The following is a 26,159-nucleotide window of genomic DNA, read 5'->3' on the forward strand; positions in this document are numbered from 1 at the left end:
AAAAGTTTTTTGAAAATCCATTTTATAAAACTGTATAAGTGTTTCTATTAATTTTGGATGAAATAACCTATAAATCATGTTTTATCCTCAATATGAAATTTAGATTTTAAAATTGCATAACTGAAGTAAATAAGAAGTTATTCATACTTAGGCAGTTAAAAAACTTACTTGGCATAAAAGGAATTGCTAGCATAATTAAAAACAAAAACCAAATATTGTACTGCCATTTTATTGAAATATGCTTTTTTAATATTTTCTTAAATAATAATATGCAAATACCAAGAATAGATAAAACGAATGTACTTAACAAGAAATGGATAAAAAATAAATTATACATTTTTATTATTTCCTTTCGCTTTTTTATCTAAAATATCTTTTAATTCATTAATATCATCCTCTGTTAATTTATCCTTTTCTAAAAAGCTTAGAACCATAGAAGATAATGTTCCATTATAAAATCTATTTAAAAAGGAGCGGCTTTCTCGTTCTAAGTAATCTTCTTCTTTTACCAGTGGAGTATACACAAAAGTTCTACTGTTTTTTTCGTAAGTTAGTGCGCCTTTTTTTACTAGTCTTGAAAGTAAGGTTTGAATTGTTTTAGGACTCCAGGTGGTAATTTCTATAAGCTTATCAATAACTCCATTAGTGCTTATAGGAGCATTTAACCATATGATTTTCATAACTTTATATTCTGCTTCTGAAATTTTAGGTAGATCTGACATATAAAACCTCCCAATTATTACATTTGTAATAATTAGATTATAATATTTTAGTTTTTTCTTGTCAATTGTCCTAAAATGTAGAAAAGTTTTTATTGACTTTTAAAAACTACAGCTGTAATATTTTAATTATTACAATTGTAGTTTTTGATAATATTTTTATAAGGAGGCCATTCTGGCTTATAAAGATTAGCGTGAAAAGTTTTTGTATGTGCATTTTGCTTCGATAACATATCTCTATGTATGGTTAAATATCTGGCGTGGGTATTTATAAAAATGAGGGGAGAGTAAGTTAATTTATGAAAAAATTTAAACGTGTATTTATTATATTTTTAGGTTTTGTATTAATTGTAACTATGAGTTCTTGTTCCAATAAGACAAAGGAAACAACTTCAATGAGAGATAAAAAAGTGCAAGAATCTATATTTAAAAGTGGAACCAATGATTCTAATTTTGTGCAGTTAACTAAAATTAATGATAATGTCTGGGTGCATACCACATACTATAACATTAATGGAGTTAGAACTTTATCAAATGGTTTATTGGTTTTAACAACTAAAGGATTGGTATTGCTAGATACACCTTGGACTAATGATCAAACGAAAGAATTAATTAAACTAACAAAAGAAAAATTTAATCAAAACATTATTGCTGCAATAGTAACACATGCACATATGGATAGGATTGGTGGAATTAAAACTTTATTAGATAATAAGATAGATGTTAAATCTACTCCACTAACAGCTCAAATGGCTGAAAAATTAGGTTATGACAAGCCCAATCCAGTTATTACTAATAATGATGAAATATTAAGCTTTGGAGAAACTAAGTTGGAAGTATATTTTCCAGGTGAGGGGCATACAGCGGATAACATTGTTGTATGGTTGCCAAAGTATAAGATTTTATACGCTGGATGTATTGCAAAACCATTAGAGTCTAATGATATAGGAAATACTAAGGATGCAAATATAAAGGAATGGCCTAATTCTGTTCAAAATTTGATAAATAAGTTTCCTAGTGTAGAGATTGTCATACCATCACATGGCAAGTGGGGAAGTAAACAAATACTTACACACACATTTGATTTATTGAAGAAATTATTTTAAGAGGGATTATTTAATGAAAATGAATTTTTTAAATAACAAGTTATATAAAAATAAAAAGTTAGTTCTATTTGTCTTTGTCTTTGCAGTAATTATGCTAATAGCATTTATATCTATTCTCTGGTGGAATAAAGCTAAAGCTACTTTAGCTAAAGAGGCTTTTAATAGTTATGTGAATGCATGGAATAAGAAAGACTTTAAATTTATGTATAATATGATAGACGAAGATAGTAAGAGTAAGATTAGTGAAGTAGATTTTGTTCAACGTTATAAAAATATTCATAATGGAATTGGATTAAAAAAAGTTGATGTAAAGGTTAAAAGTTTAGAGAAAAATAAATACGACAAAGGTATAGAAAATATTAATTTTGAAGTTACAATGGATACTGCAGCAGGTAAATTAACTTTTTCTAATGTTGGTGAGCTGAGGAAGAATAAAACATGGAAAATTATATGGAGCAGTAAGATGATTTTTCCTGAACTTGAGAATGAAGATAAAGTGTGGATAAATACTTTGAATGCTAAAAGAGGTGAAATAAAAGATAGAAATAACAAAACTTTAGCACTAGATGGCACAGCAGCTGAAATAGGCATTATACCAGGGAAGCTTGGTAATGAGGCAGACAAATCAAAGGAGGAGGTTTCAAAAGCACTGCAAGTTCCAGTAGAAGATATAAATAAAAAACTGTCAGCATCTTATGTACAGTCGTATATGTTTATTCCTATAAAAACAATATCGGAAGATGATAAAGAAAAAATTGACTCACTTTTAAAAATACCAGGAGTGATGGTGAATGAAAAGAAAGCAAGGGTATATCCACTAAAGGAAAAGGCTGCACATTTAGTAGGATATGTTCAAGCAATAAATGCAGATGAAATAGAAAAAAATAAAGATGCAGGTTATAAAAATGGTGACGTAGTAGGTAAAACTGGATTGGAAAAGATATATGAAAAGGTCCTTAGAGGAAAGAATGGATATGAAATATATATAGCTAATAAAAATGGGAAAAAGAAAAAGACCTTAATTAGTACAGCTGTAAAAAATGGTGAAGATTTAAAGTTAACAATAGATTCTGATATACAGAATCTTCTATATGATGAATTAAGTAAAGATGCTGGAGCTGCAGTTGCAATGAATCCAAAAACTGGAGAGGTACTTGCTCTCGTTAGTACACCTTCTTATAATCCTAATGACTTTGTAATGGGATTATCACAGGATTTGTGGAAAAATTTAAATGAAGATAAGAAAAAACCTTTGTATAATAGGTTTCAAAGCAATTTATGCCCAGGATCAGTTTTTAAGCCTGTAACTGCTGCAATAGGACTTAAAACGAAGAAGATTGATAAAGAAGTTTCCAAGAATATTTCAGGACTTAAATGGCAGAAGGATAAGAGTTGGGGAAGTTATTTTGTTACAAGAGTTGATGATTACGGACAACCAACAAACCTTATAAATGCATTAGTTCATTCTGACAACATATATTTTGCACAGGCGGCACTAGATATAGGAAAGGGTACACTTCAAACAGAACTTAAGGAATTTGGTTTAGGAGAAAAGATTCCTTTTGAATATGCAATGTCTAAATCACAGTTTGATGCAGATGGAGATATGAAAGATGAAATTCAATTGGCAGACAGTGGATATGGTCAAGGCCAAATATTGTTAAATCCTCTTCATTTAGCAGCTATCTATAGTTCTTTTGTTAATAGTGGAAATATGATAAAACCATATCTTAAGTACAATGAAACTGGAAAATCGGAGATATGGAAGAATAATATTTTTTCAAAGGAGATAGCAGATACAATTTCAAAGGATTTAACTCAGGTTGTTGAAAATCCTGGTGGTACTGGACATGAAGCATATATTCCAGGGTTGAATTTAGCTGGAAAAACTGGAACTGCAGAAATTAAGCTTTCTCAAGGTGATGTTAATGGTACTGAATTAGGATGGTTTGCAGCAGTTAATACGGATAACCCTAACCTTTTGGTAATAGCTATGGCTCAGGATGTAAAAGAGAGAGGCGGAAGTCATTATGTAGTTCCAATGGTAAAAAAAGTATTTGAAAACTTTAATGTTGCTAAATAGTGTTTTTTACATAAGCATGTTAGTTAAGTTGTATTTAGAAAAAGTTTTCTATCATGTTTATTCATTAGGAAATTGCTATTTAGTGGATTTCATTATCCATGTTTCTATCATAAAGCCCATGAAAATTTTAGATTTTCATGGGTTATTTTAAATATTATAATACTAGGGGTAGTGCTATTTAATTATATATTGTGTTAAATAATAATATATAATTAAATTGTAATAGAGTATATTTATTAAGAGGAGGTATCACATTTTGGAAAAGGAAGAAGTAGAATTTTTACCATCAGGAATTTTAACCTGTTTATTAAATGACATGGAAGTACGTATATTAAAAATATCTCCTAAAAAGTTAACTGTGCGTTTGGCTGATGAAATAGACAACATAGATTGTTTAAAAGTAATATTTTATATATTTGATGAAGGCAGATATGAAGAAGTAATAATAAAAGATTATAGCATTATAGAAAAAAGAAAAGGGGATTTTAGTTTAATATATGTTTTTTCTATTGAAGGACAGGAGTATTCAAATAATGTAAGAAATATTTTTAAAAATTATTCAAAGTATGTTAGGCTAAAAGCATTTGGCGATGATAATGAGTTTTCAAAGGAAATGGTTGGATACCCAGCAGAATTGGATTATGAATTTTATAAGTATTATCTACAACAGAAAAAAGATTGGATGTCAGGGTTAAATTATTCAGAATGGAATGATAACATTATTGATTCAATAGAGTTAGCTATTGTTTTGGATAATAATATTTTATATAAGAAGTATATGGACAAAGATATCAGAAACTTTAAAAAAGATTATTTAAAAGAGAATTTTGTAGATAATCATAAACTATTTCAAAAAGATATTACCAGGCTTTACATTGGAAATGAATTTTGCCATAATTTATTTCCACAGATGAAAGAGTTAATGAATATGATGCAAAAGGCCAGAGAAGAAGGACTTCAAATAACTTTATGTTTTACATATATAAGAGATTGTTATATAGAAAAAACAAGAGATATTATAAATAAAGTATATAATTGGTGTGATAAAAATAATACAGAAATAGAGATTATAGTAAATGACTTTGGAATGTTGAAATTGGTTGAAAATAAAACAAATTATTTTAAGTTGTTACTAGGAGTTTTATTGAATAAGAGAAAAAAAGATCCAAGATATGTTTATAAGAAGGGATACATGGAAAATAAAAAACTAATGTCAGAAAACAGCCTTAATAGTTCAATTTTTAATAAGTTTTTGAAAGACTACAAAATACGACGATATGAATATGAAAACTGTGGTTATAAAATTTCTATTGCAGAAGGATGTCACAGTATGCATATTCCTTTTTATCAAACAAATACATCACAATATTGTCCACTATATGCAATGTGTACAACCATGGACAGAGGAAATCAGAAGCTTGTTACTGGATGCCCAAAGTATTGTAATGATTATGTATTCTCTTATCCCAAGCATTTAAAAATGGTTGGAAGGTATAATTCTTTATTTGCTTTTGATGATACTTTACTTAAAAACCCAAAGGAAGTAGAGTATTACATAAATAGTGGCATAGATAGATTTGTTTTGAATTTTATATAATGTAAGGTGTGAGCAGGAAAGTAAACCAATAGGCTTGATACCTTTCCTATTGTACTTAGGAGGAAAATATGATGAAGATAACAGCAGGACTAGGATGTATTGATGATTATAAAACATTAGTGAAAGCTGGGGCAGATGAAGTATTTTGTGGATATGTACCCTATGAGTGGAATGAAAAATATGGCAATCTGTTTCCTTTAAATAGAAGAGAAGTGCTTTACTATAATATTCAGATAAGTTCTCTGGAGGATATGAAAATACTTAAAAGAATGGTTGATGTATATAAGGTGCCAGTGAGTATAACTTTTAATTATTTATACTACCTTGAAGAACAATATGAAATGATAGCCAAAATAATAAAAGATTTAATAGATATTGGTTTTAATGAATTCATTATAGCAGATATTGCACTTATATTATATTTGAAAGAGAAGAATATAAAATGTTCCATACATTTAAGTGGAGAATGTGCTGAATTAAATCGTCTTTCCATTGATTTTTTTAATAAACTTAATATATCCCGCTATATATTTCATAGGAAAAATTCAATTGAAGATATGAAATCATGTATAAATAATAATAAAATGAAAAACTTAGAGTATGAAGCATTTATTCTAAATGAGAGATGTCACTATACCGGAGCTTTTTGTAATTCTCTACACTGTGATGAAATGATACATTTGTGTAAAATGCCATATCAGTTATCAAAAGTGAGTGAATATGCAGATAAGTTTCAAGAAGTAGATAGAAGGCTTGAGCTATATTATAGAGAGTTGGACAATAAGTATAATGAAGAAATTTATATGAAAAATCAATGTTATGCAGGAAATGAAGAGGAAATGGAAGATTCATATGTTTTGGGTAAGACAGGCTGTGGATTATGTTCTTTAAAAGAACTAAAAAAGGCTGGTGTTACACATTTAAAAGTGGTTGGAAGAGGCAATTCTATTGAGAATATGGAGAGAGATGTACGAAATTTAAAAAAAGCTATAGATATGCTGGAGTACATTGAAGATAGCAAGAGTTATGAAAAAGTAGTAAAAGATAAATTGGTACATAGAAAATGTAGTGGGGAATGTTATTATTAACTTAACTTTTACACTATAAAATTTTAGTTTAATATAGTAAGCACATTGTGACACAACTTTTTCAGAGGACAGTGAAGGAGGATTTTTCTCCGCTTTGCTACGAAAAATCACCTTCATTGTCCTATGTCCCCTGTCAATTGTCCTCTTAAAAAAGTTGTGCTGTATAATTTTTTAACTGTGGAAAAAGTTGAGTAATTAAATTTACCTTTAGGAGGGTGCAGCTTTGGACATAAAAGAAAAAATTAAAAAACTGCCTTTTTCACCAGGAGTATATCTTATGAAAGATTCTCTAGATACTATTATTTATGTGGGAAAATCCAAAAATCTAAGAAATAGAGTTGGATCTTATTTTGTAAATTCCAAATCACATTCTCCAAAAGTAATAAAGTTAGTGAAAAACCTTAAGGATTTTGATTATATACTAACAGATACGGAATTTGAAGCTTTACTTCTTGAATGCAAATTAATCAGAGAAATTAAACCAATATATAATAGGCAAATGAAAAATACTAAAGGTTATTGTTATATCAAAATAAACATGCATGAGAAATATCCCAATATTGAAATTGTTAGCGAGACTAATAATTCCGATGGAAATGTTTATTTTGGACCTTATACTAATAAAAATACTATAGAAAAGGGACTTTATGGTATAAAGGAACATAGCAAAATTTTGTGTACTAATAGTTCTCGAAAGGCTTCAGGCTGTATAAAGTATTCTAGAAATTTGTGTATTGGTATGTGTACAGCTAATCCTTCTAAGAAGCACTATTTTGCTTTAGTAGAAAAGATAATAAAGCTTCTTAATGGAACTGATTTGACTATTCTTGAAGAAATGGAGCAGGAAATGAATACTGCTGCTGAAAACTTTGATTTTGAACGTGCAGCTAAATATAGAGATTATATAAGAGAAGTAAAACATTTAATAAGTACTGCGAAAATTATTGCATTTACAGAAGCCAATAAAAATATTGCTTTAGTAGAGTTTTTAAATGATAAAGAAATTAAGTTATTTTTGATAAGATATAATAAAGTAATTTTCAGTAAAAAATATAAAATTAGTGATTTTAGTGTTGATGAAATAAAGTATAAATTAAAAAGCAATATTATATCCCATTTTAGTAATGCTTTAAAAACTTCAATTAATATTGGAAAGAATGAAATAGATGAAGTTCATATAATATATAATTATTTAAAAAGTAAAGAAAGTGCATGTAAATATATAGTCATTCCAGAAGGATGGATTAATGAAGTAGATGGTTTAAGTATTAATAGAGCTGTTGATGAATTTATTTTAGATGATTTGTAATTAATGGGAATGATTCTTGCGGTGGTATAGAATGTGATACTGTGAAAAGTACTACAAATAAGGAGTAATAAGGTAAATTAAAGAGATTTAATGCCTATTGGAAAATCAATTAAAGATAAATGTTTATTTTTATTCTAAATAAGAAGTCTGTAATATGGCAAGAAAAATCTTAAAAGATACTAAGTACTGTCAAATACTTAATCAAGGCAAGTTGGGCGATAATGAATACACTTACTGCATCACTGTCCATCACTGTGTTGCATTGACACACTGTTTATTTTTGGTTAGTATTATATCACCAAGACAGAACATTAAATATTGTGTAAATATATAATAATATATCCAAGTAAGGATTCATATTACAGGTGAATATATGAAAAAGATTATGAATGAACAATTAATTTATGAGATACTTTCCGTTGTGGAAGAAATCCCAGAAGGGAAAGTGGCTACATATGGGCAAATTGCCAGCCTTATTGGTAGAGACAAAAATGCACGACTTGTTGGGAAGGTTCTTAGCCAAGCAGAATTTTATGGGAGATATCCATGTCATCGTGTGGTAAATTATGCTGGAAGGTTGGCACCTGGGTGGCAAGAACAACGATTTCTGCTGTTAGAAGAAGGTGTATCCTTTAAAGATGCAAATCATGTTGATATGAAGGAAAATCAGTGGGATTGTTAGGATGCAGATTAAACATGAATGAAGATTTTAAGTTTATTTATGTTGCTTCTGGTAAGCATACCTTACGAGATGATAAAGGATACATTGAGTAAATTTCACAAGTTTCTAGAAATTACTGTTTCAGGATATGGGAAAACTTTACTACAATTGGTTATAATTATCAACTTATTTGTCTAATCAAGACATTTGCTGTTAAACAAGATATAATATAGATATAAGTTTATACGAAAGTAAAGGAATTGAAATAGATCATGAAAAAAATAGTAGTAGGAATATTGGCACACGTAGATGCGGGAAAAACAACATTATCAGAAAGTATGCTATATTTAAGTGGAAAAATTCGAAAGCTAGGGAGAGTAGACAATAAAGATGCTTATCTAGATACCTATAAGCTGGAGAAAGAAAGAGGAATAACCATATTCTCAAAGCAAGCCATATTTCAGGTAGATGAAGCGCAAATTACTTTGCTCGACACTCCAGGGCATGTAGATTTTTCAGCAGAGATGGAAAGAACACTTCAAGTATTAGATTATGCAATATTAGTCATAAGTGGTGCTGATGGAATACAGGGCCATACCCAAACTTTATGGCGTTTATTGTCTATATATAAAATTCCAGTGTTTATATTCATTAATAAAATGGATCAAGTAGGCACTGATAAAGAAAAGCTTATGAAAGAGCTAAAAGATAGATTAAATGATGGGTGTATAGAGTTTCAAGAAAATGATATGGAGATTTTTTATGACCAAATTGCAATGTGTGACGAAAAGGTTATGGATAATTTTATAGAAACAGGTGAAATTAAAAGCGCTCTGATTTCTGAATTAATAAAGAGTCGTAAGGTTTTTCCATGTTATTTTGGGTCTGCACTTAAATTAGAAGGTGTAGAAGAATTTATTAATGGAATAGTAAAGTATTCTGAAAGACCTTTCTATGGGGAGGAGTTTGGTGCAAAAGTATTTAAAATTTCTAGAGATGATCAAGGAAACCGTCTAACCTTTATGAAGATAACTGGAGGAAGTTTAAAGGTTAAGACAGCTTTAACCAATAAACCTAAAGACATAGAAAACAGTACAGATAATATTTGGGAAGAGAAAATAAATCAAATTCGGATTTACTCAGGTCAGAAATTTGAACTTGTAAGTGAAGCAGAGGCTGGAGCAATATGTGTGGTGACTGGACTTACAAAAACTTATCCAGGTGAAGGGCTTGGCGCCGAAAGTGCATCTTCTAAACCATTACTTGAGCCGGTATTGTCATATAAGGTTATATTACCAGAGGGCTGTGATCCAAGAATCTTGCTTCCAAAGCTGCGTGAAATAGAGGAAGAGGAACCTGAACTTCATATTATTTGGGAGGAGAATTTGCAGGAAATTCAGGTTCAAATAATGGGAGAAGTACAAATTGAAATTTTGCAAAGCATTATAAAAGATCGTTTTGATATTAATGTAACCTTCGATTCTGGAACTATACTTTATAAAGAAACAATTTTGAATACTGTAGAAGGTGTTGGGCATTTTGAGCCTCTAAGGCATTATTCTGAGGTACATCTATTGATGGAGCCTGGGGAACTTGGCAGTGGGCTACAGTTTTTTACAAACTGTAGTGAAGATTGTTTGGAAAAGAACTGGCAGAGATTGATACTGACTCATTTAGAAGAAAAGGCTCATAAAGGTGTTTTAACTGGCTCAATGATAACAGATATGAAAATAACATTAGTTGCAGGAAGGGCCCATAAAAAGCATACTGAGGGTGGTGATTTTAGAGAAGCCACTTATCGTGCAGTGAGACAGGGGCTTATGCAGGCAAATTCTATATTGCTAGAACCATATTATGAATTTCAATTAGAACTGCCGGAAAAAATGGTGGGAAGAGCCATGACGGATATTGAAAGAATGCATGGGACCTGCGAAATAACCGGGGTAAATGGAGACATAGCAACAGTTGTAGGAAGCGCCCCTGTGGTTACCATGAGAAACTATCAAAGAGATGTGATTAGCTATACCAAAGGCAAGGGAAGATTATTTTACAGTTTAAAAGGATATGCACCTTGCCATAATTCAGATGAGATTATAAAAAGCATTGGATATGATCCAGAAAGAGATATAGTAAGTCCTACAGGTTCAGTTTTTTGTGCTAATGGCACTGGTTTCTTAGTGAATTGGGATGAGGTTAAAAATTATATGCATTTAGAGAACTATTTTCAGAAAGAAAAAAGCACTAGTTCACAAATAACAAAGAAATCATCTCAAGCACAGGGAAAATCTATAGGCTTAGATGAAATTGACGAGATTATAAATAAAACCTTTTATGCAAATCAAGGTAAAAAATCTATTTGGAAAAAAAGAAGAACTGCCCTAGAGAGCCATTATAAAACTGATACTTACAGCAGTGTAAATAATATAGCAAAGGAAAACTATCTATTGGTGGATGGTTATAATATTGTTTTTGCTTGGGAGGGTCTAAGGGAAATTGCAAAGGATAATATTGATGCAGCTAGGACAAAATTACTAGATATTTTATGTAATTATCAAGGTATTAAAGGAAATAAAATTATCGTAGTTTTTGATGCTTACCGTGTTCAAGGGCACCAGGTGGAAATATATGATTATAATAACATTCATGTTGTTTATACAAAAGAAGCGGAAACTGCAGATCAATATATTGAAAAATTTGTTCATCAGAACCACGGAAATTACAGTATAACAGTTGCCACTTCAGATAACTTAGAACAGATAATCATTAGAGGAAACGGAGCAGCGTTATTATCTGCTATGGAGCTAATGAGCGAAGTAGAGTGGGCTAATAAAAAAATGATGGAAGAATATAGTGAAAAATATAGGATGAAACGTAATGCTTTATCCGATACGTTATCTGAAGAAGACAAAGAACAATTTAATAAATTTTTAAAATAGTGGAATGGCAAATATAAAGTCCAGTAGAAAGGTACTATAGTTTTTTTATACTGAAATTCAACTTATGCATGCTGAATTCTTCGACGTTTCAACGAAGAATGGCATGTATAAGTTAATAGTTTCAGCAGCTCATCCAACTTTAGGAATTTCTATAAGAAAAGCTATTCTTACTTATGAGAATATTGTTAGAAACAAGGTGTTTACAGTTAATATTCCTAGTGAGAATTATATAAAGGTAATGTGGATAAGTTAAAACCTCCGTTACAATCGTTACGGTGAACCATATCGTAAATAAATGAGAAATTTACTAAAATTGGATATTCGAATGAGAAAAATGAGGAGTATAAGAAAAAATACTCCTCATTTCTTATAGAAATATTAATATCAGTGTATTTGTATTAAGTAATCAGGACCACCCGTTTTACGGGTGGTCCTGATTTTGGAAAATGAGAGCTTTAGACTATGTATAGCAAATTTGATGTGCTCACAAGTATTTCCAGGAGGTGTAAGCAAATTGTTAACAATTTGATCTGCTACATGCATAGTAATTTTAGAAGGATGGATTAATAAAGTAAATGGTTTAAGTATTCATATAGCTGCTGATGAATTTATTTTAGATAATTTATAATTAATGAGAATGATTCTTGTGGTGATATAGAATGTGATACAGTGAACCGTACTATAAGTAAGTGCGGTTTTTAGTATTAGGTATTGATATGATTTGCCTAAAGTTATTTCTATAGGTAAAAATACCGTATCACAAGTAAGTAGGTAAATTGTTTCCTAAAATGCAGTATTTACTAAAAATGTTATAATGTATAGTAATAAGTGTGATGTAAATATAGATTATAAATAGGAATGTGTAAAGGAGAATAATAGTGATATTTACTATTGAGGATAAGTTCCAGAAAGAAGAAATAGCAAGGGAAGTATTATCTAAGCTTCCAGATTGGTTTGGCTTGCTAGAGAGTACAGCGGAATATGTTAATTGTAGTAGAGGCATGCCGTTTTGGGCAGATATAGAGAATGAACAGGTAAGAGGATTTATTGCACTAAAAGAGACAAGTCCTTATACTGTTGAAATTTATGTTATGGGAGTATTAAAAGAGTTTCATAGAAATAAGATTGGTAATAAGTTATTTAGAACTTGTTATAACTATGCTAAAGAACAAGGTTATTTATATATGCAAGTTAAAACGGTAAAAGAAGGATGTTATGATGGATAGTAAGTATGATAAGTGTATAAATGAATGGAATAATATTTTGTCAAAGAAAGTATCTAACGCACCAATAAAGTCAACCTCTGGAAATGAAACTCTTGATAAAGGAATTAGATAGAAAAAACAATAATCAGAATTGGCATAAATCTTTCAAGTGTTATGTTTACATTAATAAAATAGGATATAATATAAACAAGGGAAAAGTTAAATGCTTTTATTGATTTGGATGTATGTTAAATTGGAAAATTATAATCTGCTTTGATGTTATAATTATTGTAAATAAGTTAAAAATTAAAGTGAGTATAAGTTAAATAATAGATTACAATAATTATAAATGGGGGTGATTTCATGGCTATATATTTGAACACTAATAAATCTTTTGAAAATTATAGAGAACTTGTAAATGAAGAATATTTTGTAGATAAATCTTCTATGATAATGTTGCTTAACAAAAAAATATCTACAAAAAATAAATGTATATGTGTAACAAGGCCAAGGCGTTTTGGAAAATCAAGCGTTACCTTTATGTTAGAGTCTTATTATTCCAAGGCTATGGATTCAAAAAAGATTTTTGATAGACTTAGTATAAGTAAGTCTGATGATTATGAAGAGCATTTAAATAAATATAATGTTATAAGTATAACTTTCAATAAGATACCAGATAAAAATAAAAGTTATGAAGGGTATATAGATTTAATAAAAAGTGCATTAATTGATGATATAAAAAGTATGTATCCTAACTTAGAATTTAAAGACTATTTTACTATAAGTGATATGTTATTTTGTACAAAAGATAAGTTTATATTTATATTTGATGAGTGGGATTATATTTTTAATAATAACCTCTTTACAGAAAATCAGAATGATTTTTTAGAATTTTTAAGAAATCTTTTAAAGGATCAGCCTTATGTATCTTTAGCCTATATGACGGGGGTTCTTCCTATAAAGAAATATTCAAGTGGTTCAGCTCTTAATATGTTTGATGAGTTCACTTTTTTAAAGGATAGAATCTTTGGAGAATATTTTGGATTTACAGAAGATGAAGTTATAAGGTTATGTGATAAAAATGGGGAAATGAAATTCAAAGAAATTGAAAGTTGGTATAATGGATATTTAACTGCTAAAGGTATTAAAATATATAATCCGAGGTCTGTAGTAAAAGCACTTCAAAATAATTACTGTGAAAGTTATTGGACTAATACTGGTGCTATGGATGAGGTAGCAGAATATCTTAAATACAATACTTTAGAAATTAGGGACGATGTTATAGAAATGGTATCAGGCGAGGAAATTGATATTATAATAGATGAGGAATTTAGAGCTGGTCAAGGAGCGCCAAAAACTAAAGAAGAGATATACGCTGCTATGATCGTACTTGGATTTTTATCATATCATGATGGGTATTTAAAAATACCTAACAAGGAGCTTATGAAAGAATTTGAAAAGGCATTAAAGGATAAATCATTTGGTTATGTTTCAAAGATATTGGAGAACTCAAAAACAATGCTAAAAGCAACAGTTAATGGAGATACAAAATCTGTGGAAAATATACTACACTATATTCATAATTCAGAAATACCAATACTTCAATATAATGATGAGAATAGCTTATCCTGTGTGTTAACTTTGGCATATCTTTCTGCTAGAGATACATATAGGATAGAAAGAGAAGAGAAAACTGGAAAAGGATATGCAGATTTTGCTTTTCATCCTAGAAGGAAGAATGATATTGCTTTTATAGTTGAACTTAAGAAGGATGAAACTTTGGAAGTGGCAATTAACCAGATAAGAAAAAAAGAATATGTAGAGAAATTTAGAAAAGAGAATGAAGGTAAGAAGATACTAGCAGTGGCAATATGTTATGACTCAAAGAAAAAAGAACATAATTGTAAAATCGAAGAAATTTAGCACTTACGTAAGGAAACCCTGGGTAGAAAAGATTTCAACTCAGGGTTTCTTGTAATTAAGCCTACTTGTTATTTTCAACATAAAACTTTAAGGCTTCTCCAATAAATTTAGAGGCACCATCGCCATAGTTTTTATCCATTGCTTTTTTTGAAATAGACTCTGACAAATACTGATTTGCCTGATAGCCCCAATAATTTTCACCTACTTCTATTTCTAAGGCTTCATGTTGCTTTTCTGTTTCAGCTACTATTTCAGATATAATTTTTTGAATTTCCTTTGATAAAGGGTCTTTACTTAAGTTGGCTGTAAGTCTTTTATATAGTGTTTCTATTTTAGGTTCATAATCTCCTAAATAAGTTTTTAAAGCTTTTCCAATAAATTTAGATGCACCCTCTCCATATCTTTCGTCTATCCATGCCATACCAACTCCGCCATTTTCCTTATCAACTTTTTCTAACTCCTTAGGAAATGTTGAATAAAGTCGTACAATAGTAAGCCAATAATAATCCCCAAGTTCATTTTTAAAAGCATCATAATCTCTTTTAGCAATGTTAGTTATTTCACCAGCAATTTTTTGAATTTCATCTGATGCAGGATCTTTACTTAAGTCAGCTGTAAGTTTTTTATACAGTCCTTTTAGTTCAGGATTTCTTTCATAAAAACAATCTTTTTTAAACTTATCAATTTGTTCCGCTTTAGTCATTGCTACTGAATTATTCAAGTTTTTCTTTACAGCCTCAGCATATTTTTTTATGCTTCCGTATTCTTCCATGGCCATTTTGGCAATTTTTGCTTCTGTATCGGTACCTATTTTAAGCAGTTTATCAAATTTATCTACACTTCCAAAGTGTTTAATTACTTTATCCATATTTTCTTTCTTAAATTCTTCCAGTACATTATAATATTCACTCATATCAAATTCTTTAAAACTCATTGTATTCGCTCCTTTTAAGGTTTTATTTATAAGCTCTATCAAATCATTTAATCTATCTCTTTTTAAAATGATTAATTTCTTATGATTTTTTAGTGCTTCCATCTTATTAAAGTGAGGACTGGTTATGATTTCTTTAATTTCCTTTAGGGGTAAATCAAGTTCCTTAAAAAATAAAATTTGCTGCAGGGTTTCAAGAGCTTCATTGTCATAAAGTCTATAACCTGCTTCTGTCAATTTAGTTGGTTTTAATAATCCAATTTTATCGTAGTGGTGCAGCATACGCACACTTATTCCTGTTAAATCTGAAACCTGTTTTACTGTTCTCATAACTTCACCTCAAACTTTGATTTTAGAGCTTTAATACCGCCTAATACTCTGCCGGCATGAGTTTTATTAGTATTTTTAACCCTTGATTATATATTACACTATGACATAATGTTAGGGTCAACACTTTTAGTAAAATTTAATTTTATATTAAGAAGTAAGTCAATGATATTAAAAAATAACTTGTTTAAGTTATAATAAATATATAAACAGCTTTGTTGATTTTCTGGAATATTACAGAATTTTCAATTGAATATGATATTAATATAAGTTTAGAAAAAAGGACTTACTTTTGTATTATGTAAGTCCTTGATTTGTCCAATAAGAAAGTTATGAAGTAAATTCAAGTATATTATAAAATAGCGTAATGGCTTCATTATTTAGCATATTTTGATTCAATCTTTAAATAAGCAATATAATAATTATTGAGTTAAAGTTGGATTTTTTCTAGATTGTTTGGTACAAAAATTTTTTCACTTGGTGCAAATTACCTTCTTGCTTTACCAGTAATATGCTCAATATTTATTTTTATTACTTTAGTTTTTGCTCCTGCATTTGCAATATATATCTTACCTTTTTCTATGTAATCTGGTGAATATTTTTCTAGCACATTCAAAAGTACAGCATTTTTTTCATCATTGAAGATTTCCTGTGCTTTTCCAAATATAATTACACTCTCATATTTTGTACTAAATTTATCTGGTAATACACAAGTTTGCCCAACTACGCAAAAAGATACTTTATCAGTATTTATTATATTATTTAACTTTTGTCCTTCTACAGCGCAATGAAAATATATTGAATTATTCATATAAACATAACTTATTGGTACACCATATGGATATCCATTTTCACCTATAGTTGAAAGAATACCATAAGTATTGTTTTTTAAAATTTCAATAACTTCATCATTTTTAATTTCTCTGTCTTTTCTTCTAATTTCTTTAAACAAAACAATCACCTTCCTATTTTTTAATCACCTTTATTTTCAATCATTTTAATCTTAGCTATACCATAATGCAAAGCTAAGAAAAGAATAAGTATTCATAAAAGTGTTCGCAGGCTTGGAAATCTAAAAAGTAATTTAGCCTTGTGTATAATTTATAAGAATTCATTTTATTGTAAAAATCATTTGTAGATATAGATCAATTTCACTTTCTTCATACAATATTATATCTAAGGCTAACAACTTATTTAGTATTCATACCTGATCCTCCCTTTTTTATTATAGTTTTAATCTGATATAATAAAAAGTATCAGTTTTAATATGTTTTATGGTATTAGTTATTGGAGTATATAAAATATGCTTGAAATTACACCTATTTGGGACCAATCAAAAAACACTCCATTTTATGTGCAATTGTATAAATATATAAAATATGAAATAGAAAATGGCATAGCTTATTTAATAGGTTGATATTTTATAATTTTATCAAAGGAATGAAGATGATATCTTTTTAATTAAGGCCATAATAAAAACCACCAGTTTGGTGGCTTTTATCATTTTTATTGATTAGTAGTTGTTGTTGATTGAACTGCATCATGAGTTTTTGGAGCAGGCATTGCAGCTTTAATAGCGTCAGCCTTATCTTGAGATATAATTCCAGCAGTTACAAGTTCACTAAACATATCAGTTTTTGTTGTAGTCTTTTTGCTTTCGAAGTAAGCCTGACGTTCAGATTCAGTCATATTTTTGACTTTATCCATTTCAGCTTGTCTTTTAGTTTGCTTTTCAGTAAAGTAGTTTACTATTTTAGTTTCTTCATCCTGAGTAATAGTTCCAGCAGTAACTAGAGTGTCAAGTTGAGTTTTAATTTTATCAGCAGACATACTGTCGCCTCTTTTGCCTTCTTTTCCATCATGACCTTGTGGAAGTGCACTCTTTATAGCATCAGCTTGAGCTTGAGTTAAAGTACCATCAGTTACAAGAGAGGCTAAAAAATCAGCTTTTTCTGAAGCTTTTTTGCTTTCAAAGTAAGCTTGACGCTCAGCTTCAGTCATATTTTTAACCTTATCCATTTCAGCTTGTCTATTTGTTTCTTCCTGACTAATTTTATTTAATATAGTAGTTTCTTGAGCCTGAGTAATAGTTCCAGCAGCGACCAACTTATCAAGTTCTGATTTCATCATGTCTGATTTGTTTCCTTTATTCATTCTAACTTCCTGCTTAGTAGTGCTGGTATTTGAAGAACTTCTAGTACTATTTGCGGCAAAGGCAGCAGTTCCAGTTGAAATTAGTACACCACCAGCTATTACTGCAGTTATTATTTTACTCATTAATTTTTTTCTGTTCATTTTAATACACTCCTTTAAATATCTCGGGCAGCGTATGCTACACGGATTGATTTTTCTATGTTCTCGATTTTTTTAATTTCACAATTTGTTCCTTGGTATGTATATATAATAAATCTTTTGTATTACAAAAATGTTACAGCTTCTTAAAAGTTTTGTGTCAGGTTTAGTTTGTAATTTGATAATACACAATTTTTTCTAAGACATTTATGTGGATAAATATAATATATGGAGAAAAGAGAGCAATTTTATTTTAAAAATGACTATTTTAACATTGTTGAAATAGAAACAAAAATTTAATATAATATTGTTAATGTGCCAACGGAGGGGAGGACAGACTATGAACATGAATAAAGCAGAACAGGTTGTAAGAGGTTTTAGTGATGTATACAACAAAATGGTTTCACTTAATAAGTTTAAGATGGAAGATAGTCTTAAAGATTATAAGTCTTCTGAAGTGCATTGTATCGAATATATTGGAGAAAATGAAGATTCTAACGTGACAAAACTTGCTGAAGCCTTTTATATGACTAGGGGTGCTATAAGTAAAATAACCAAGAAGCTCATAAAAAAAGGGGCAATTGAAAGTTATCAGAAGCCGGATAATAAGAAAGAAATTTATTTTAGGCTTACTGAGCAGGGACAGGAAACTTATAAAGTCCATGAGGAGCTGCATAGGGAGTTTCAAGAGAGGGATAAAGCCGTATTTGATCAGGTAACTGAGGAACAATTAGATATGATGCTTAGTTTCATGGAAAAGTATAGTAGTCACTTGGATTCAGAAATAAAGAAACAGGGTCTAGATATAAAAGATCAAAGTGATTTTGAATAGTGTGATTGTATAAAAAAATTTAAAGCAGAGCTGTATGAAAACGCTGAAATATAAGTGCTTTCATATAGCTCTGCTTTATTGTTGACAAGGAAACAATAAGATGATAGAATAATTATGTTGCCAAGGAAACAAAAATGCAAGTTTTGAAAGGAGAATTTAAATGTCCAAATTTAGATCATACAAGGAAGTGAACACAGAACAAACCATAGATAAAAAAGCTTTAATGTTCGGTATTATATCTATGTTTCTTTGCGGATTAGGCTTCACTATCGCAGCACCTGTTGTCCCATTCTTAGTTAAGCCTTATATAAGCAATCCTGGAGATCAAGCTATAGTTGTTACACTGCTAACTTCTGTTTATGCAGTCTGCGTGTTCTTTGCGGCCCCAGTACTTGGAGCTTTGAGTGACAAATATGGCCGTCGTCCAGTACTTTTAATATGCATTTTGGGTTCAGCAATGGGGTACTTAGTTTTTGGTATAGGAGGAGCTCTATGGATACTATTTGCTGGACGCATAATAGATGGTATAACAGGTGGGGACATAAGCACTATATTAGCATACTTTGCAGACATTATTCCGCCAAATCAGAGAACTAAATACTTTGGATGGGCCAGTGCAGTTGTAGGTGTAGGTACTGTCATTGGACCAATTCTAGGTGGATTACTTGCTAAGCTTGGTTATTCTGTCCCTATGTATTTTGGAGCAATAATAACTATATTGAATGTTGTTTATGGATTCTTTTTTATGCCTGAAAGCCTTGATAAAAATAATAGACTGAAAGAGATTACCTTTATAAGACTGAACCCATTTACACAGCTTGTAAACATACTTTCTATAAAAAATTTAAAAAGGCTGCTTATTTCAGCCTTCTTACTTTGGATACCTAACGGTTCTTTACAAGCAATTTTTTCGCAATTTACAATGGATACCTTCAATTGGAAGCCTGCACTAATTGGACTTATGTTTTCAATTATGGGATTTCAAGATATCATTTCGCAAGGTTTCATAATGTCAAAGCTTTTGATAAAATTTAGTGATAAACAGATAGCAATTATTGGAATGGTTTCGGAGATTATAGGCTACAGTTTTATTGCAGCATCAGCTTTGATTTCATTCTATCCTCTTTTTATTACTGGAATGTTTATATTTGGTTTTGGTGATTCAATCTTTGGCCCTTCATTCAATGGGATGCTATCCAAATCTATTGATTCTAGTGAACAAGGGAGGATTCAAGGAGGCAGTCAATCTATTCAAGCTTTAGCAAGAATGATTGGACCTATCATTGGAGGTCAAATCTATGTATTACTTGGACATGCTGCACCTGCTTTTATGGGTATGATCCTTACAGCAGCAGCAATACCAGTTTTGTATGAGGGTATGCATGTAAATAAGTAAATATTTAATTTACATTGAATAACTATGAAATAGGGCTGTTTGTGTATAGCCATGACTTTAGATATTCCCCAAACTTAATGTTTTATATTTCCTATGTAAATTTTAGAATTTATGCTATGCTATTTTAAATAAGGTGAAAAAGTATTAGTGAATGGATATTTAAAAGAGGAGAATTTTTGACATGAATGAGAATGCATACAACGTTTTATTGGCGAATTTTTTTAAAAGTAAGGGGATTTCTCTTGATGAGGAAAGCATTTCTTTATTAAGTAATATTTCTAAGTCTAGAGTATTAAAAAAGGATATGTTCTTTTTACAGGAGGGTGAAAAATCTACTGAAATAGGTTTTATTATTAAGGGTGTTTTCCGCTCTTATTATATTGATAAATCAGGTAATGATGTAACAAAATATTTTTATGCAGAAGGTGAAATATTATTTTCTTATGTGGCATATCTATCTCAAAAAGAATCTATGTATTGTATACAAGCACTAGAAGATTGTGAAATTCTTGTAGTTAAGATTTCTGATTTTGAGAAAATAGTAGAAGGAAATTATGAATTACTTTTATTTTACAAGAAAATGATTGATAAGGTACTTGTTATAAAAGAAGAGCATGCAATTAGTTTTAAATTATTAGACAGTGGAAAGCGATATAAACAATTTCTTAATATATATCCTGGTTTGGAAGCACGTATTAAACAGTGTCATCTTGCATCCTATTTAGGAATAACTCCTGTGTCTCTTAGCAGAATAAGAAAAAAATTAAATTTTAACAAATGATAATGCAGGAAATCTCCAGGTGATTTATGATGTAGCTAAGTTTTACTACTGGAGGTTGATTATTATGAAAAATGAAATAGTTATTTTAATTACTGGATGCTCTACAGGAATTGGAAGAGAGCTCTGTAATATATTGTTTGACAAAGGATGCATAGTTGTTGCAACAGCAAGAAATGTGGAAACTTTAAAAGATTTACCTGCATCTTTAAAATTATCCATAGATGTTACCCAAAAAGAGTCTATTCAAAGGGCAATAAATCAAGTGGTATCAAAATTTCATAAGATTGATATTCTTATAAATAACGCAGGTTATTCACTTAGAGGAGCTTTAGAAGAAATTGATGCAAATAGTGCTAAAAGTATGTTTGACGTAAATGTATTTGGTATAGTTAACATGATTCAGGCAGTTGTTCCAGAAATGCGTAAAAAACGATGTGGTAAGATTATAAATATTGGTTCCATTTCAGGAAAATTTGTTCAATCTATTAATGGGGTTTATTGTGCATCAAAATTTGCAGTTGAGGCATTAAGTGATACACTGCGTTTAGAATTGCACAGTTATAATATTCAGACCACCGTCATTGAACCGGGTCCTATGAAAACCAATTTTTTTAAGACATTAGAGAATAATTCAGTAGATCTCATGGAAAATGAAAAATCTTGTTATTCACATTTTTATAAATCAGATGCCCAATATAGAAATAAGCAAAAGCGAACTGATTCTAAAGCAGCGGCACAAGCTATTAGTGATATAATTTTGAAAAAACGACTTAATGCCCGTTATAAAGTTGCTGTTCCATTTACATATGGTATGGTTACATATTTCCCTGATTTTATAAGGGAATACCTTATGAAAAAGAGATAAATCAATATCTTAAATTTTGCAATTTGCTTATTATATTAAGTTAAAATTTTCTATGTGAGAAAGTTGAATTAGTGTTTTTATTTAGAAGAAGATGCGTAATCTGTTATAATGTTAGTAGTACTTAAGTATTGGAGGCGTAAGTTATGAAGAAATATCCATTAATTATAGACTGTGATCCTGGAATAGATGATGTTCTTGCTGTTTTGGTAGCTCATTCAAAACCAGAATTTGATATTAAAGCTATTTGTTCAGTATCAGGAAATGTAGGAATTGATTTAACTACTCATAATGCCAGGCTTATGGCTGGATTATTAGGTTTGGATTGCATTATAGCAAAAGGAGCGGAAAAGCCACTTATTAAAAATGTGCTGCCTGCTACGGAAGTACATGGTTTGGATGGATTTGGTGGTTACAGCAGTACATTTAGTGATGATAAGTTATCAAAATTAAGTGATTTAAGTGCAATAGAGGTGCAAAGGAAAATATTAATGGAGAGCAATGAACCTGTGTACATAGCTGCTACTGGACCATTGACCAATATTGCATTACTTTTGTCAGTTCATCCTGAGGTAAAATCCAAAATTGCTGCAATAAGTATAATGGGCGGTGGAATAAATATTGGAAATGCAACTCCATTTAGTGAATTCAACTACTTTACAGATCCCGAAGCCGCATATATTGTTTTTAACAGTGGTGTTAAATTGATGATGTGTGGTTTGAATGTTACATTAAAGGCAACTCTAACTGATATGGAATTAAATAAAATGAGAGAATTTCATAATACAATATCTGATATTACAGTGAAAATTCTTTCATCCTATGCAGCTAATGATGCTGGAATTCATGATCCATGTGCTATACTTGCCATTTCAGATACAGATATGTTTGAATATAAGGATCAATATGTTCAAATTGACACGAGAGCTGGCATTACACAGGGAATGAGTTATGTGGATGAAATACATAATTTAGATAAAAAACCTAATTGTCGTGTTTTTTATGATATAGACAGGGAATCCTTTAGAAAAGCTATTGTAAAAGCTATAAATATATAATACAACGCAAGTAGATATAAAGTGCAGTGGTAGTTTGGATTTTAACTTCAGTTGTACATATTAATATTGATAATTTAGCTCTTAAAAATTCAGGCGAAAGCCTTCAGAATAGACGCATAAATCAAAAAATATTCTTTTTGGTATAATATAATTGTGAGAATTGAAAAGAATGGAATAAAGCAATATATAGCACATAGATTCAAAACTGGAAATAAACCTACTACTTATAGGCTACGCTTTAAGCTGTGATTAGAATAGCTAACTTAAAATATATAGGTGAAAAATAATTATTATGGAAGCTACGCTTTTAAGATAATAGGAATAATAGCATATATGTAGACTGAAGTAAGAAGAAACGTTAAGCTGTATGAAGACTGATATATGTTGTGAAGGAACATTCGAGCAAATTTTAGAAGTTCTTTGCTTGAGATATTGAAAAATACCGTAATTTTTGCCAGGACGGCAAAAGCTCTGAAAGCGACAGGACGTCGCATTTGAAGAGGTAGGTATTTTTCAATATCTTAAGCAATTAGAACTTCTTAATGAAGTGAGTGTTCCTGCACAACATATATCAGCCGTAATACAGCTTAACGTTTCTTCGGTTACTTGAGTAACATTATGCTTTATAGTATGTGTAAATTTCTTAATGCAGTAACTTTGTTTATGTTATAGTGGAGAATTAAATATTACAAATTTCAATAATCCTTCAGACATAGAAGCAATATCTGTGGTTGAGATATTTGATAAATCATGTACATTGCTATTTAAAGTAATCAATTCTACTTTGGCATTTTCTTGAACACATTTATCATAAAGTTCTTTTGAACTTTTGTAAGGAACCATAGGATCAAAACTGCCATGTATTATTAATGTACTTGGACTTTTCTTGCTAACATAATTCATAGGGTTAAATTTTTTTATAACAGTATCCTTATCTTTTATTGAATTAAAAATTTTTGTTAAGTCATAATTTAAATCGCTTGTATTTAAAAGACTTAAATCAGTTGGACCTGCAAAATCAATTAAATATTTAACCTTAGATGAATACTTACTTAAATCTTTGTCATCAGTAAAATCATCATTGCCGCTATAACTAGCTAGAAGAGAAAGATGAGCACCTGATGAAACACCAATAACTCCTATTTCATTTGGGTCAAGATTGTAAGTAGATTTATTTTTAGATATCCATCTTATAGTATCTTTAACATCTGCAACTTGTTTATTGAAATTAGCTTTATCTCTACTTAGTTCGTAAGAAGTGCTTATAATGGTATATCCTTCTTCTCTAAAAGTATTGAGCACAGGACTTAATGCGTCTGGAATACTTTTATCACCATAAACCCAGCTGCCACCATGAACATATAAAATTACTGGAGAGGGACCATTATTCTTTTTTAGTGAAGAATAAATATCCAGTGTTAGTGGAACTCCATTAGTATTTTTGTATATAATATCTCTGTAATTCATAGATTGAGACATTTTTAATCCATCAATTGCTGGAGTTCTCATATTATCATTTTTTAAAGAAATATACTTATTAACTAGGGTATAAGTTAATATAATTCTTTTATGAAATATAGCAACAAAAATAATGAGTGCAGCAACTAAAATAATTAATAATCGTTTAAAAAATTTTTTCATTAAATTCCCCTATACCTAGTAGTAAAAGTTGATTTAAGGTTTTGTACTAGGTTTATCCTCCTTATTTAGTGGTTGAAAATTATATAAACAAGCTTTCATAGTTAAAAAACAATTATATATATATCATTTTTTATAAAAAAAATCAACAAACATCATAAAACATTAAATTCCACAATAAAAAGCAGCTATTGAAAAATAAGATACTTCTTATTGTGGAACTTAATGTAATTTTAGCTTTTACATCTATTATTTATATTAGCTAAATAAACAGCATAAAAACTCTTCTTTTGTAACTTTTCCTAAATAATCATTTATGTTAGTATCCTGTAAAACCTTTTTTACTTCCTCCTCATCATACTTTACGTTTTTTAATTTTTCCTCTAAAATTTCTATGTCACACTTACCAAAAAAGTCACCATATATTTTACAATTTTCTATTAGTCCATTTTTTACATGAAGTCTAACATCTACACATCCACCTTCAAACCTATTATATCCTTTATAGTTAAACTTAGGTGAATTGCCAAAATTCCATTCCCAGGTGCCATATTTCTCATCCACCATTTTTTGTATAGCTTTTTTATCATCTTCAGTTAATTCATATGTTTCTACAGGTTCATTTAAATATGTAAATATATTTTTTAACAATAATTCTTTAAATTTTAATACATCAACATCATATTTAACATGAGGCTTAATATTAGTAACTCTGCTTGATACAGATTTTATACCCTTTGATTCGATTTTATCTCTTTTTACATTTAATCCTTTAGACAATGTATCTAATTTAGAATCAAAAAGTAATGTGCCATGATTTAATATTCTTTCTCTTGAAACGCTTTGAGCAATTCCAGAAAATTTCTTGCCATCTATTACAAGATCATTTCTACCTGATAATTCACATTTTACTCCTAAATTTTCTAAAGCTTTAATTATAGGAACATTATATTTTTTAAAATCTATTTTGGCATTATGTTCTTTAATTTTTGTAATAAATGAAAAATTTAAGTTGCCAAGATCATGGTATACAGCACCGCCGCCTGTAACTCTTCTAACAACGTTAATGTTGTTTTGTTTTACAAATTCCATATTAATTTCTTCTACTGTATTTTGGTGTTTTCCAATAATAATTGATGGGCAATTTCTCCATAATAAAACATATTCACCCTTTAAGTTTCTAAATGCATATTCTTCAAGAGCTAAGTTATAATGTGGATCTGTTGAAATATTTTCTATAAATTTCATTAAATGCATCCCCTTTGTTAATTTACATAAATTGTTTCTATAAGTAAAGTGCCAGTTTTATTCTATCAATTTTATGAAGAAAAATAAACATTAAAGTTTAAGAAAGTTAACTTTTGTATATGTTTCACATTTTTTGTTTTTGGTTGTTGACTCTAACGTAACGTAAT

At 29.7% G+C, this 26,159-nt stretch carries 21 protein-coding genes; 15 read left to right on the plus strand and 6 right to left on the minus strand.

From position 1 onward, the window contains the following. Nucleotides 1-329: 329 nt before the first annotated feature. Nucleotides 330-722, minus strand: coding sequence for a BlaI/MecI/CopY family transcriptional regulator (locus HBE96_RS14815; RefSeq protein WP_169298521.1), 393 nt, complete (start codon nucleotides 720-722; stop codon nucleotides 330-332). Nucleotides 723-1,018: 296 nt separating this feature from the next. On the opposite strand from HBE96_RS14815, the gene bla reads away from it, so the two are divergent. From bla to HBE96_RS14865, 10 genes are all read left to right on the plus strand, one after another. Continuing rightward, entirely contained in the window at nucleotides 1,019-1,825 is an 807-nt protein-coding gene (gene bla / locus HBE96_RS14820) for a subclass B1 metallo-beta-lactamase (protein ID WP_169298522.1), read from the plus strand. Nucleotides 1,826-1,844: 19 nt separating this feature from the next. Further along, the gene (locus HBE96_RS14825; RefSeq protein WP_169298549.1) at nucleotides 1,845-3,908 is read left to right on the plus strand and encodes a penicillin-binding transpeptidase domain-containing protein; all 2,064 of its coding nucleotides are present in this window, start codon (nucleotides 1,845-1,847) and stop codon (nucleotides 3,906-3,908) included. A 256-nt stretch (nucleotides 3,909-4,164) separates the two neighbouring features. Next, complete coding sequence (locus HBE96_RS14830; RefSeq protein WP_169298523.1) at nucleotides 4,165-5,505, plus strand: hypothetical protein; 1,341 nt, start codon at nucleotides 4,165-4,167, stop codon at nucleotides 5,503-5,505. A 71-nt stretch (nucleotides 5,506-5,576) separates the two neighbouring features. Continuing rightward, nucleotides 5,577-6,593 carry a U32 family peptidase gene (locus HBE96_RS14835; protein WP_169298550.1) on the plus strand — a complete coding sequence of 339 codons (1,017 nt, stop codon included), beginning with the start codon at nucleotides 5,577-5,579 and terminating at the stop codon, nucleotides 6,591-6,593. Nucleotides 6,594-6,816: 223 nt separating this feature from the next. Beyond that, the gene (locus HBE96_RS14840) at nucleotides 6,817-7,902 is read left to right on the plus strand and encodes a UvrB/UvrC motif-containing protein (RefSeq protein ID WP_169298524.1); all 1,086 of its coding nucleotides are present in this window, start codon (nucleotides 6,817-6,819) and stop codon (nucleotides 7,900-7,902) included. A 373-nt stretch (nucleotides 7,903-8,275) separates the two neighbouring features. Continuing rightward, nucleotides 8,276-8,584, plus strand: a complete 309-nt coding sequence (locus HBE96_RS14845; protein ID WP_169298525.1) for an MGMT family protein — start codon at nucleotides 8,276-8,278, stop codon at nucleotides 8,582-8,584. Between the two features lie 251 nt (nucleotides 8,585-8,835). Then, nucleotides 8,836-11,499 carry a translation factor GTPase family protein gene (locus HBE96_RS14850; RefSeq protein ID WP_169298526.1) on the plus strand — a complete coding sequence of 888 codons (2,664 nt, stop codon included), beginning with the start codon at nucleotides 8,836-8,838 and terminating at the stop codon, nucleotides 11,497-11,499. Between the two features lie 103 nt (nucleotides 11,500-11,602). Further along, nucleotides 11,603-11,752: a hypothetical protein gene (locus HBE96_RS14855; protein WP_206154952.1), complete on the plus strand. Its 150-nt coding sequence runs from the start codon at nucleotides 11,603-11,605 to the stop codon at nucleotides 11,750-11,752. 625 nt (nucleotides 11,753-12,377) lie between these two features. Continuing rightward, nucleotides 12,378-12,725, plus strand: coding sequence for a GNAT family N-acetyltransferase (locus tag HBE96_RS14860; protein ID WP_169298527.1), 348 nt, complete (start codon nucleotides 12,378-12,380; stop codon nucleotides 12,723-12,725). A gap of 342 nt (nucleotides 12,726-13,067) precedes the next feature. Then, entirely contained in the window at nucleotides 13,068-14,627 is a 1,560-nt protein-coding gene (locus HBE96_RS14865) for an AAA family ATPase (RefSeq protein WP_169298528.1), read from the plus strand. A gap of 61 nt (nucleotides 14,628-14,688) precedes the next feature. Here HBE96_RS14865 and HBE96_RS14870 read toward each other — a convergent pair whose 3' ends face one another. The 3 genes from HBE96_RS14870 to HBE96_RS14880 all read right to left on the minus strand — a co-directional run bounded on the left by HBE96_RS14870 (nucleotide 14,689) and on the right by HBE96_RS14880 (nucleotide 18,180). Next, nucleotides 14,689-15,888: a MerR family transcriptional regulator gene (locus tag HBE96_RS14870; RefSeq protein ID WP_169298529.1), complete on the minus strand. Its 1,200-nt coding sequence runs from the start codon at nucleotides 15,886-15,888 to the stop codon at nucleotides 14,689-14,691. 484 nt (nucleotides 15,889-16,372) lie between these two features. Next, on the minus strand, nucleotides 16,373-16,837 hold the full coding sequence (locus HBE96_RS14875; protein WP_169298530.1) for a pyridoxamine 5'-phosphate oxidase family protein: 465 nt from the start codon (nucleotides 16,835-16,837) through the stop codon (nucleotides 16,373-16,375). A gap of 554 nt (nucleotides 16,838-17,391) precedes the next feature. Beyond that, the gene (locus tag HBE96_RS14880) at nucleotides 17,392-18,180 is read right to left on the minus strand and encodes a hypothetical protein (RefSeq protein WP_169298531.1); all 789 of its coding nucleotides are present in this window, start codon (nucleotides 18,178-18,180) and stop codon (nucleotides 17,392-17,394) included. A 343-nt stretch (nucleotides 18,181-18,523) separates the two neighbouring features. Here HBE96_RS14880 and HBE96_RS14885 point away from each other — a divergent pair, with 343 nt between their 5' ends. From HBE96_RS14885 to HBE96_RS14905, 5 genes are all read left to right on the plus strand, one after another. Continuing rightward, the gene (locus tag HBE96_RS14885; protein ID WP_169298551.1) at nucleotides 18,524-19,009 is read left to right on the plus strand and encodes a MarR family transcriptional regulator; all 486 of its coding nucleotides are present in this window, start codon (nucleotides 18,524-18,526) and stop codon (nucleotides 19,007-19,009) included. 160 nt (nucleotides 19,010-19,169) lie between these two features. After that, a complete protein-coding gene (locus tag HBE96_RS14890; protein WP_169298532.1) occupies nucleotides 19,170-20,405 on the plus strand; it encodes an MFS transporter in 1,236 nt (411 codons plus the stop codon). A gap of 181 nt (nucleotides 20,406-20,586) precedes the next feature. Continuing rightward, nucleotides 20,587-21,186 (plus strand): Crp/Fnr family transcriptional regulator, encoded by a 600-nt coding sequence (locus HBE96_RS14895; RefSeq protein WP_169298533.1) that lies wholly within the window; start codon nucleotides 20,587-20,589, stop codon nucleotides 21,184-21,186. A 64-nt stretch (nucleotides 21,187-21,250) separates the two neighbouring features. Further along, nucleotides 21,251-22,051 (plus strand): SDR family oxidoreductase, encoded by an 801-nt coding sequence (locus HBE96_RS14900; RefSeq protein ID WP_169298534.1) that lies wholly within the window; start codon nucleotides 21,251-21,253, stop codon nucleotides 22,049-22,051. A gap of 143 nt (nucleotides 22,052-22,194) precedes the next feature. Further along, entirely contained in the window at nucleotides 22,195-23,106 is a 912-nt protein-coding gene (locus HBE96_RS14905; RefSeq protein ID WP_169298535.1) for a nucleoside hydrolase, read from the plus strand. A gap of 666 nt (nucleotides 23,107-23,772) precedes the next feature. On the opposite strand, the gene HBE96_RS14910 is transcribed toward HBE96_RS14905, so the two are convergent. Continuing rightward, nucleotides 23,773-24,747, minus strand: a complete 975-nt coding sequence (locus tag HBE96_RS14910; protein ID WP_169298536.1) for an alpha/beta hydrolase — start codon at nucleotides 24,745-24,747, stop codon at nucleotides 23,773-23,775. Between the two features lie 255 nt (nucleotides 24,748-25,002). Next, a complete protein-coding gene (lplA, locus tag HBE96_RS14915; protein ID WP_169298537.1) occupies nucleotides 25,003-25,992 on the minus strand; it encodes a lipoate--protein ligase in 990 nt (329 codons plus the stop codon). Between the last annotated feature and the right edge of the window lie 167 nt (nucleotides 25,993-26,159).

This window comes from Clostridium muellerianum, assembly GCF_012926525.1.
GTDB lineage: Bacteria > Bacillota > Clostridia > Clostridiales > Clostridiaceae > Clostridium_AM > Clostridium_AM muellerianum.

Excerpts from the sequence above, each read along its gene's own strand:
- HBE96_RS14815 (WP_169298521.1), bottom strand. The coding sequence starts at position 722 with ATGTCAGATCTACCTAAAATTTCAGAAGCAGAATATAAAGTTATGAAA.
- bla (WP_169298522.1), top strand. The coding sequence starts at position 1,019 with ATGAAAAAATTTAAACGTGTATTTATTATATTTTTAGGTTTTGTATTA.
- HBE96_RS14825 (WP_169298549.1), top strand. The coding sequence starts at position 1,845 with ATGAATTTTTTAAATAACAAGTTATATAAAAATAAAAAGTTAGTTCTA.
- HBE96_RS14835 (WP_169298550.1), top strand. The coding sequence starts at position 5,577 with ATGAAGATAACAGCAGGACTAGGATGTATTGATGATTATAAAACATTA.
- HBE96_RS14845 (WP_169298525.1), top strand. The coding sequence starts at position 8,276 with ATGAAAAAGATTATGAATGAACAATTAATTTATGAGATACTTTCCGTT.
- HBE96_RS14850 (WP_169298526.1), top strand. The coding sequence starts at position 8,836 with ATGAAAAAAATAGTAGTAGGAATATTGGCACACGTAGATGCGGGAAAA.
- HBE96_RS14855 (WP_206154952.1), top strand. The coding sequence starts at position 11,603 with ATGTATAAGTTAATAGTTTCAGCAGCTCATCCAACTTTAGGAATTTCT.
- HBE96_RS14865 (WP_169298528.1), top strand. The coding sequence starts at position 13,068 with ATGGCTATATATTTGAACACTAATAAATCTTTTGAAAATTATAGAGAA.
- HBE96_RS14870 (WP_169298529.1), bottom strand. The coding sequence starts at position 15,888 with ATGAGAACAGTAAAACAGGTTTCAGATTTAACAGGAATAAGTGTGCGT.
- HBE96_RS14880 (WP_169298531.1), bottom strand. The coding sequence starts at position 18,180 with ATGAACAGAAAAAAATTAATGAGTAAAATAATAACTGCAGTAATAGCT.
- HBE96_RS14885 (WP_169298551.1), top strand. The coding sequence starts at position 18,524 with ATGAATAAAGCAGAACAGGTTGTAAGAGGTTTTAGTGATGTATACAAC.
- HBE96_RS14890 (WP_169298532.1), top strand. The coding sequence starts at position 19,170 with ATGTCCAAATTTAGATCATACAAGGAAGTGAACACAGAACAAACCATA.
- HBE96_RS14895 (WP_169298533.1), top strand. The coding sequence starts at position 20,587 with ATGAATGAGAATGCATACAACGTTTTATTGGCGAATTTTTTTAAAAGT.
- HBE96_RS14900 (WP_169298534.1), top strand. The coding sequence starts at position 21,251 with ATGAAAAATGAAATAGTTATTTTAATTACTGGATGCTCTACAGGAATT.
- HBE96_RS14905 (WP_169298535.1), top strand. The coding sequence starts at position 22,195 with ATGAAGAAATATCCATTAATTATAGACTGTGATCCTGGAATAGATGAT.
- HBE96_RS14910 (WP_169298536.1), bottom strand. The coding sequence starts at position 24,747 with ATGAAAAAATTTTTTAAACGATTATTAATTATTTTAGTTGCTGCACTC.
- lplA (WP_169298537.1), bottom strand. The coding sequence starts at position 25,992 with ATGAAATTTATAGAAAATATTTCAACAGATCCACATTATAACTTAGCT.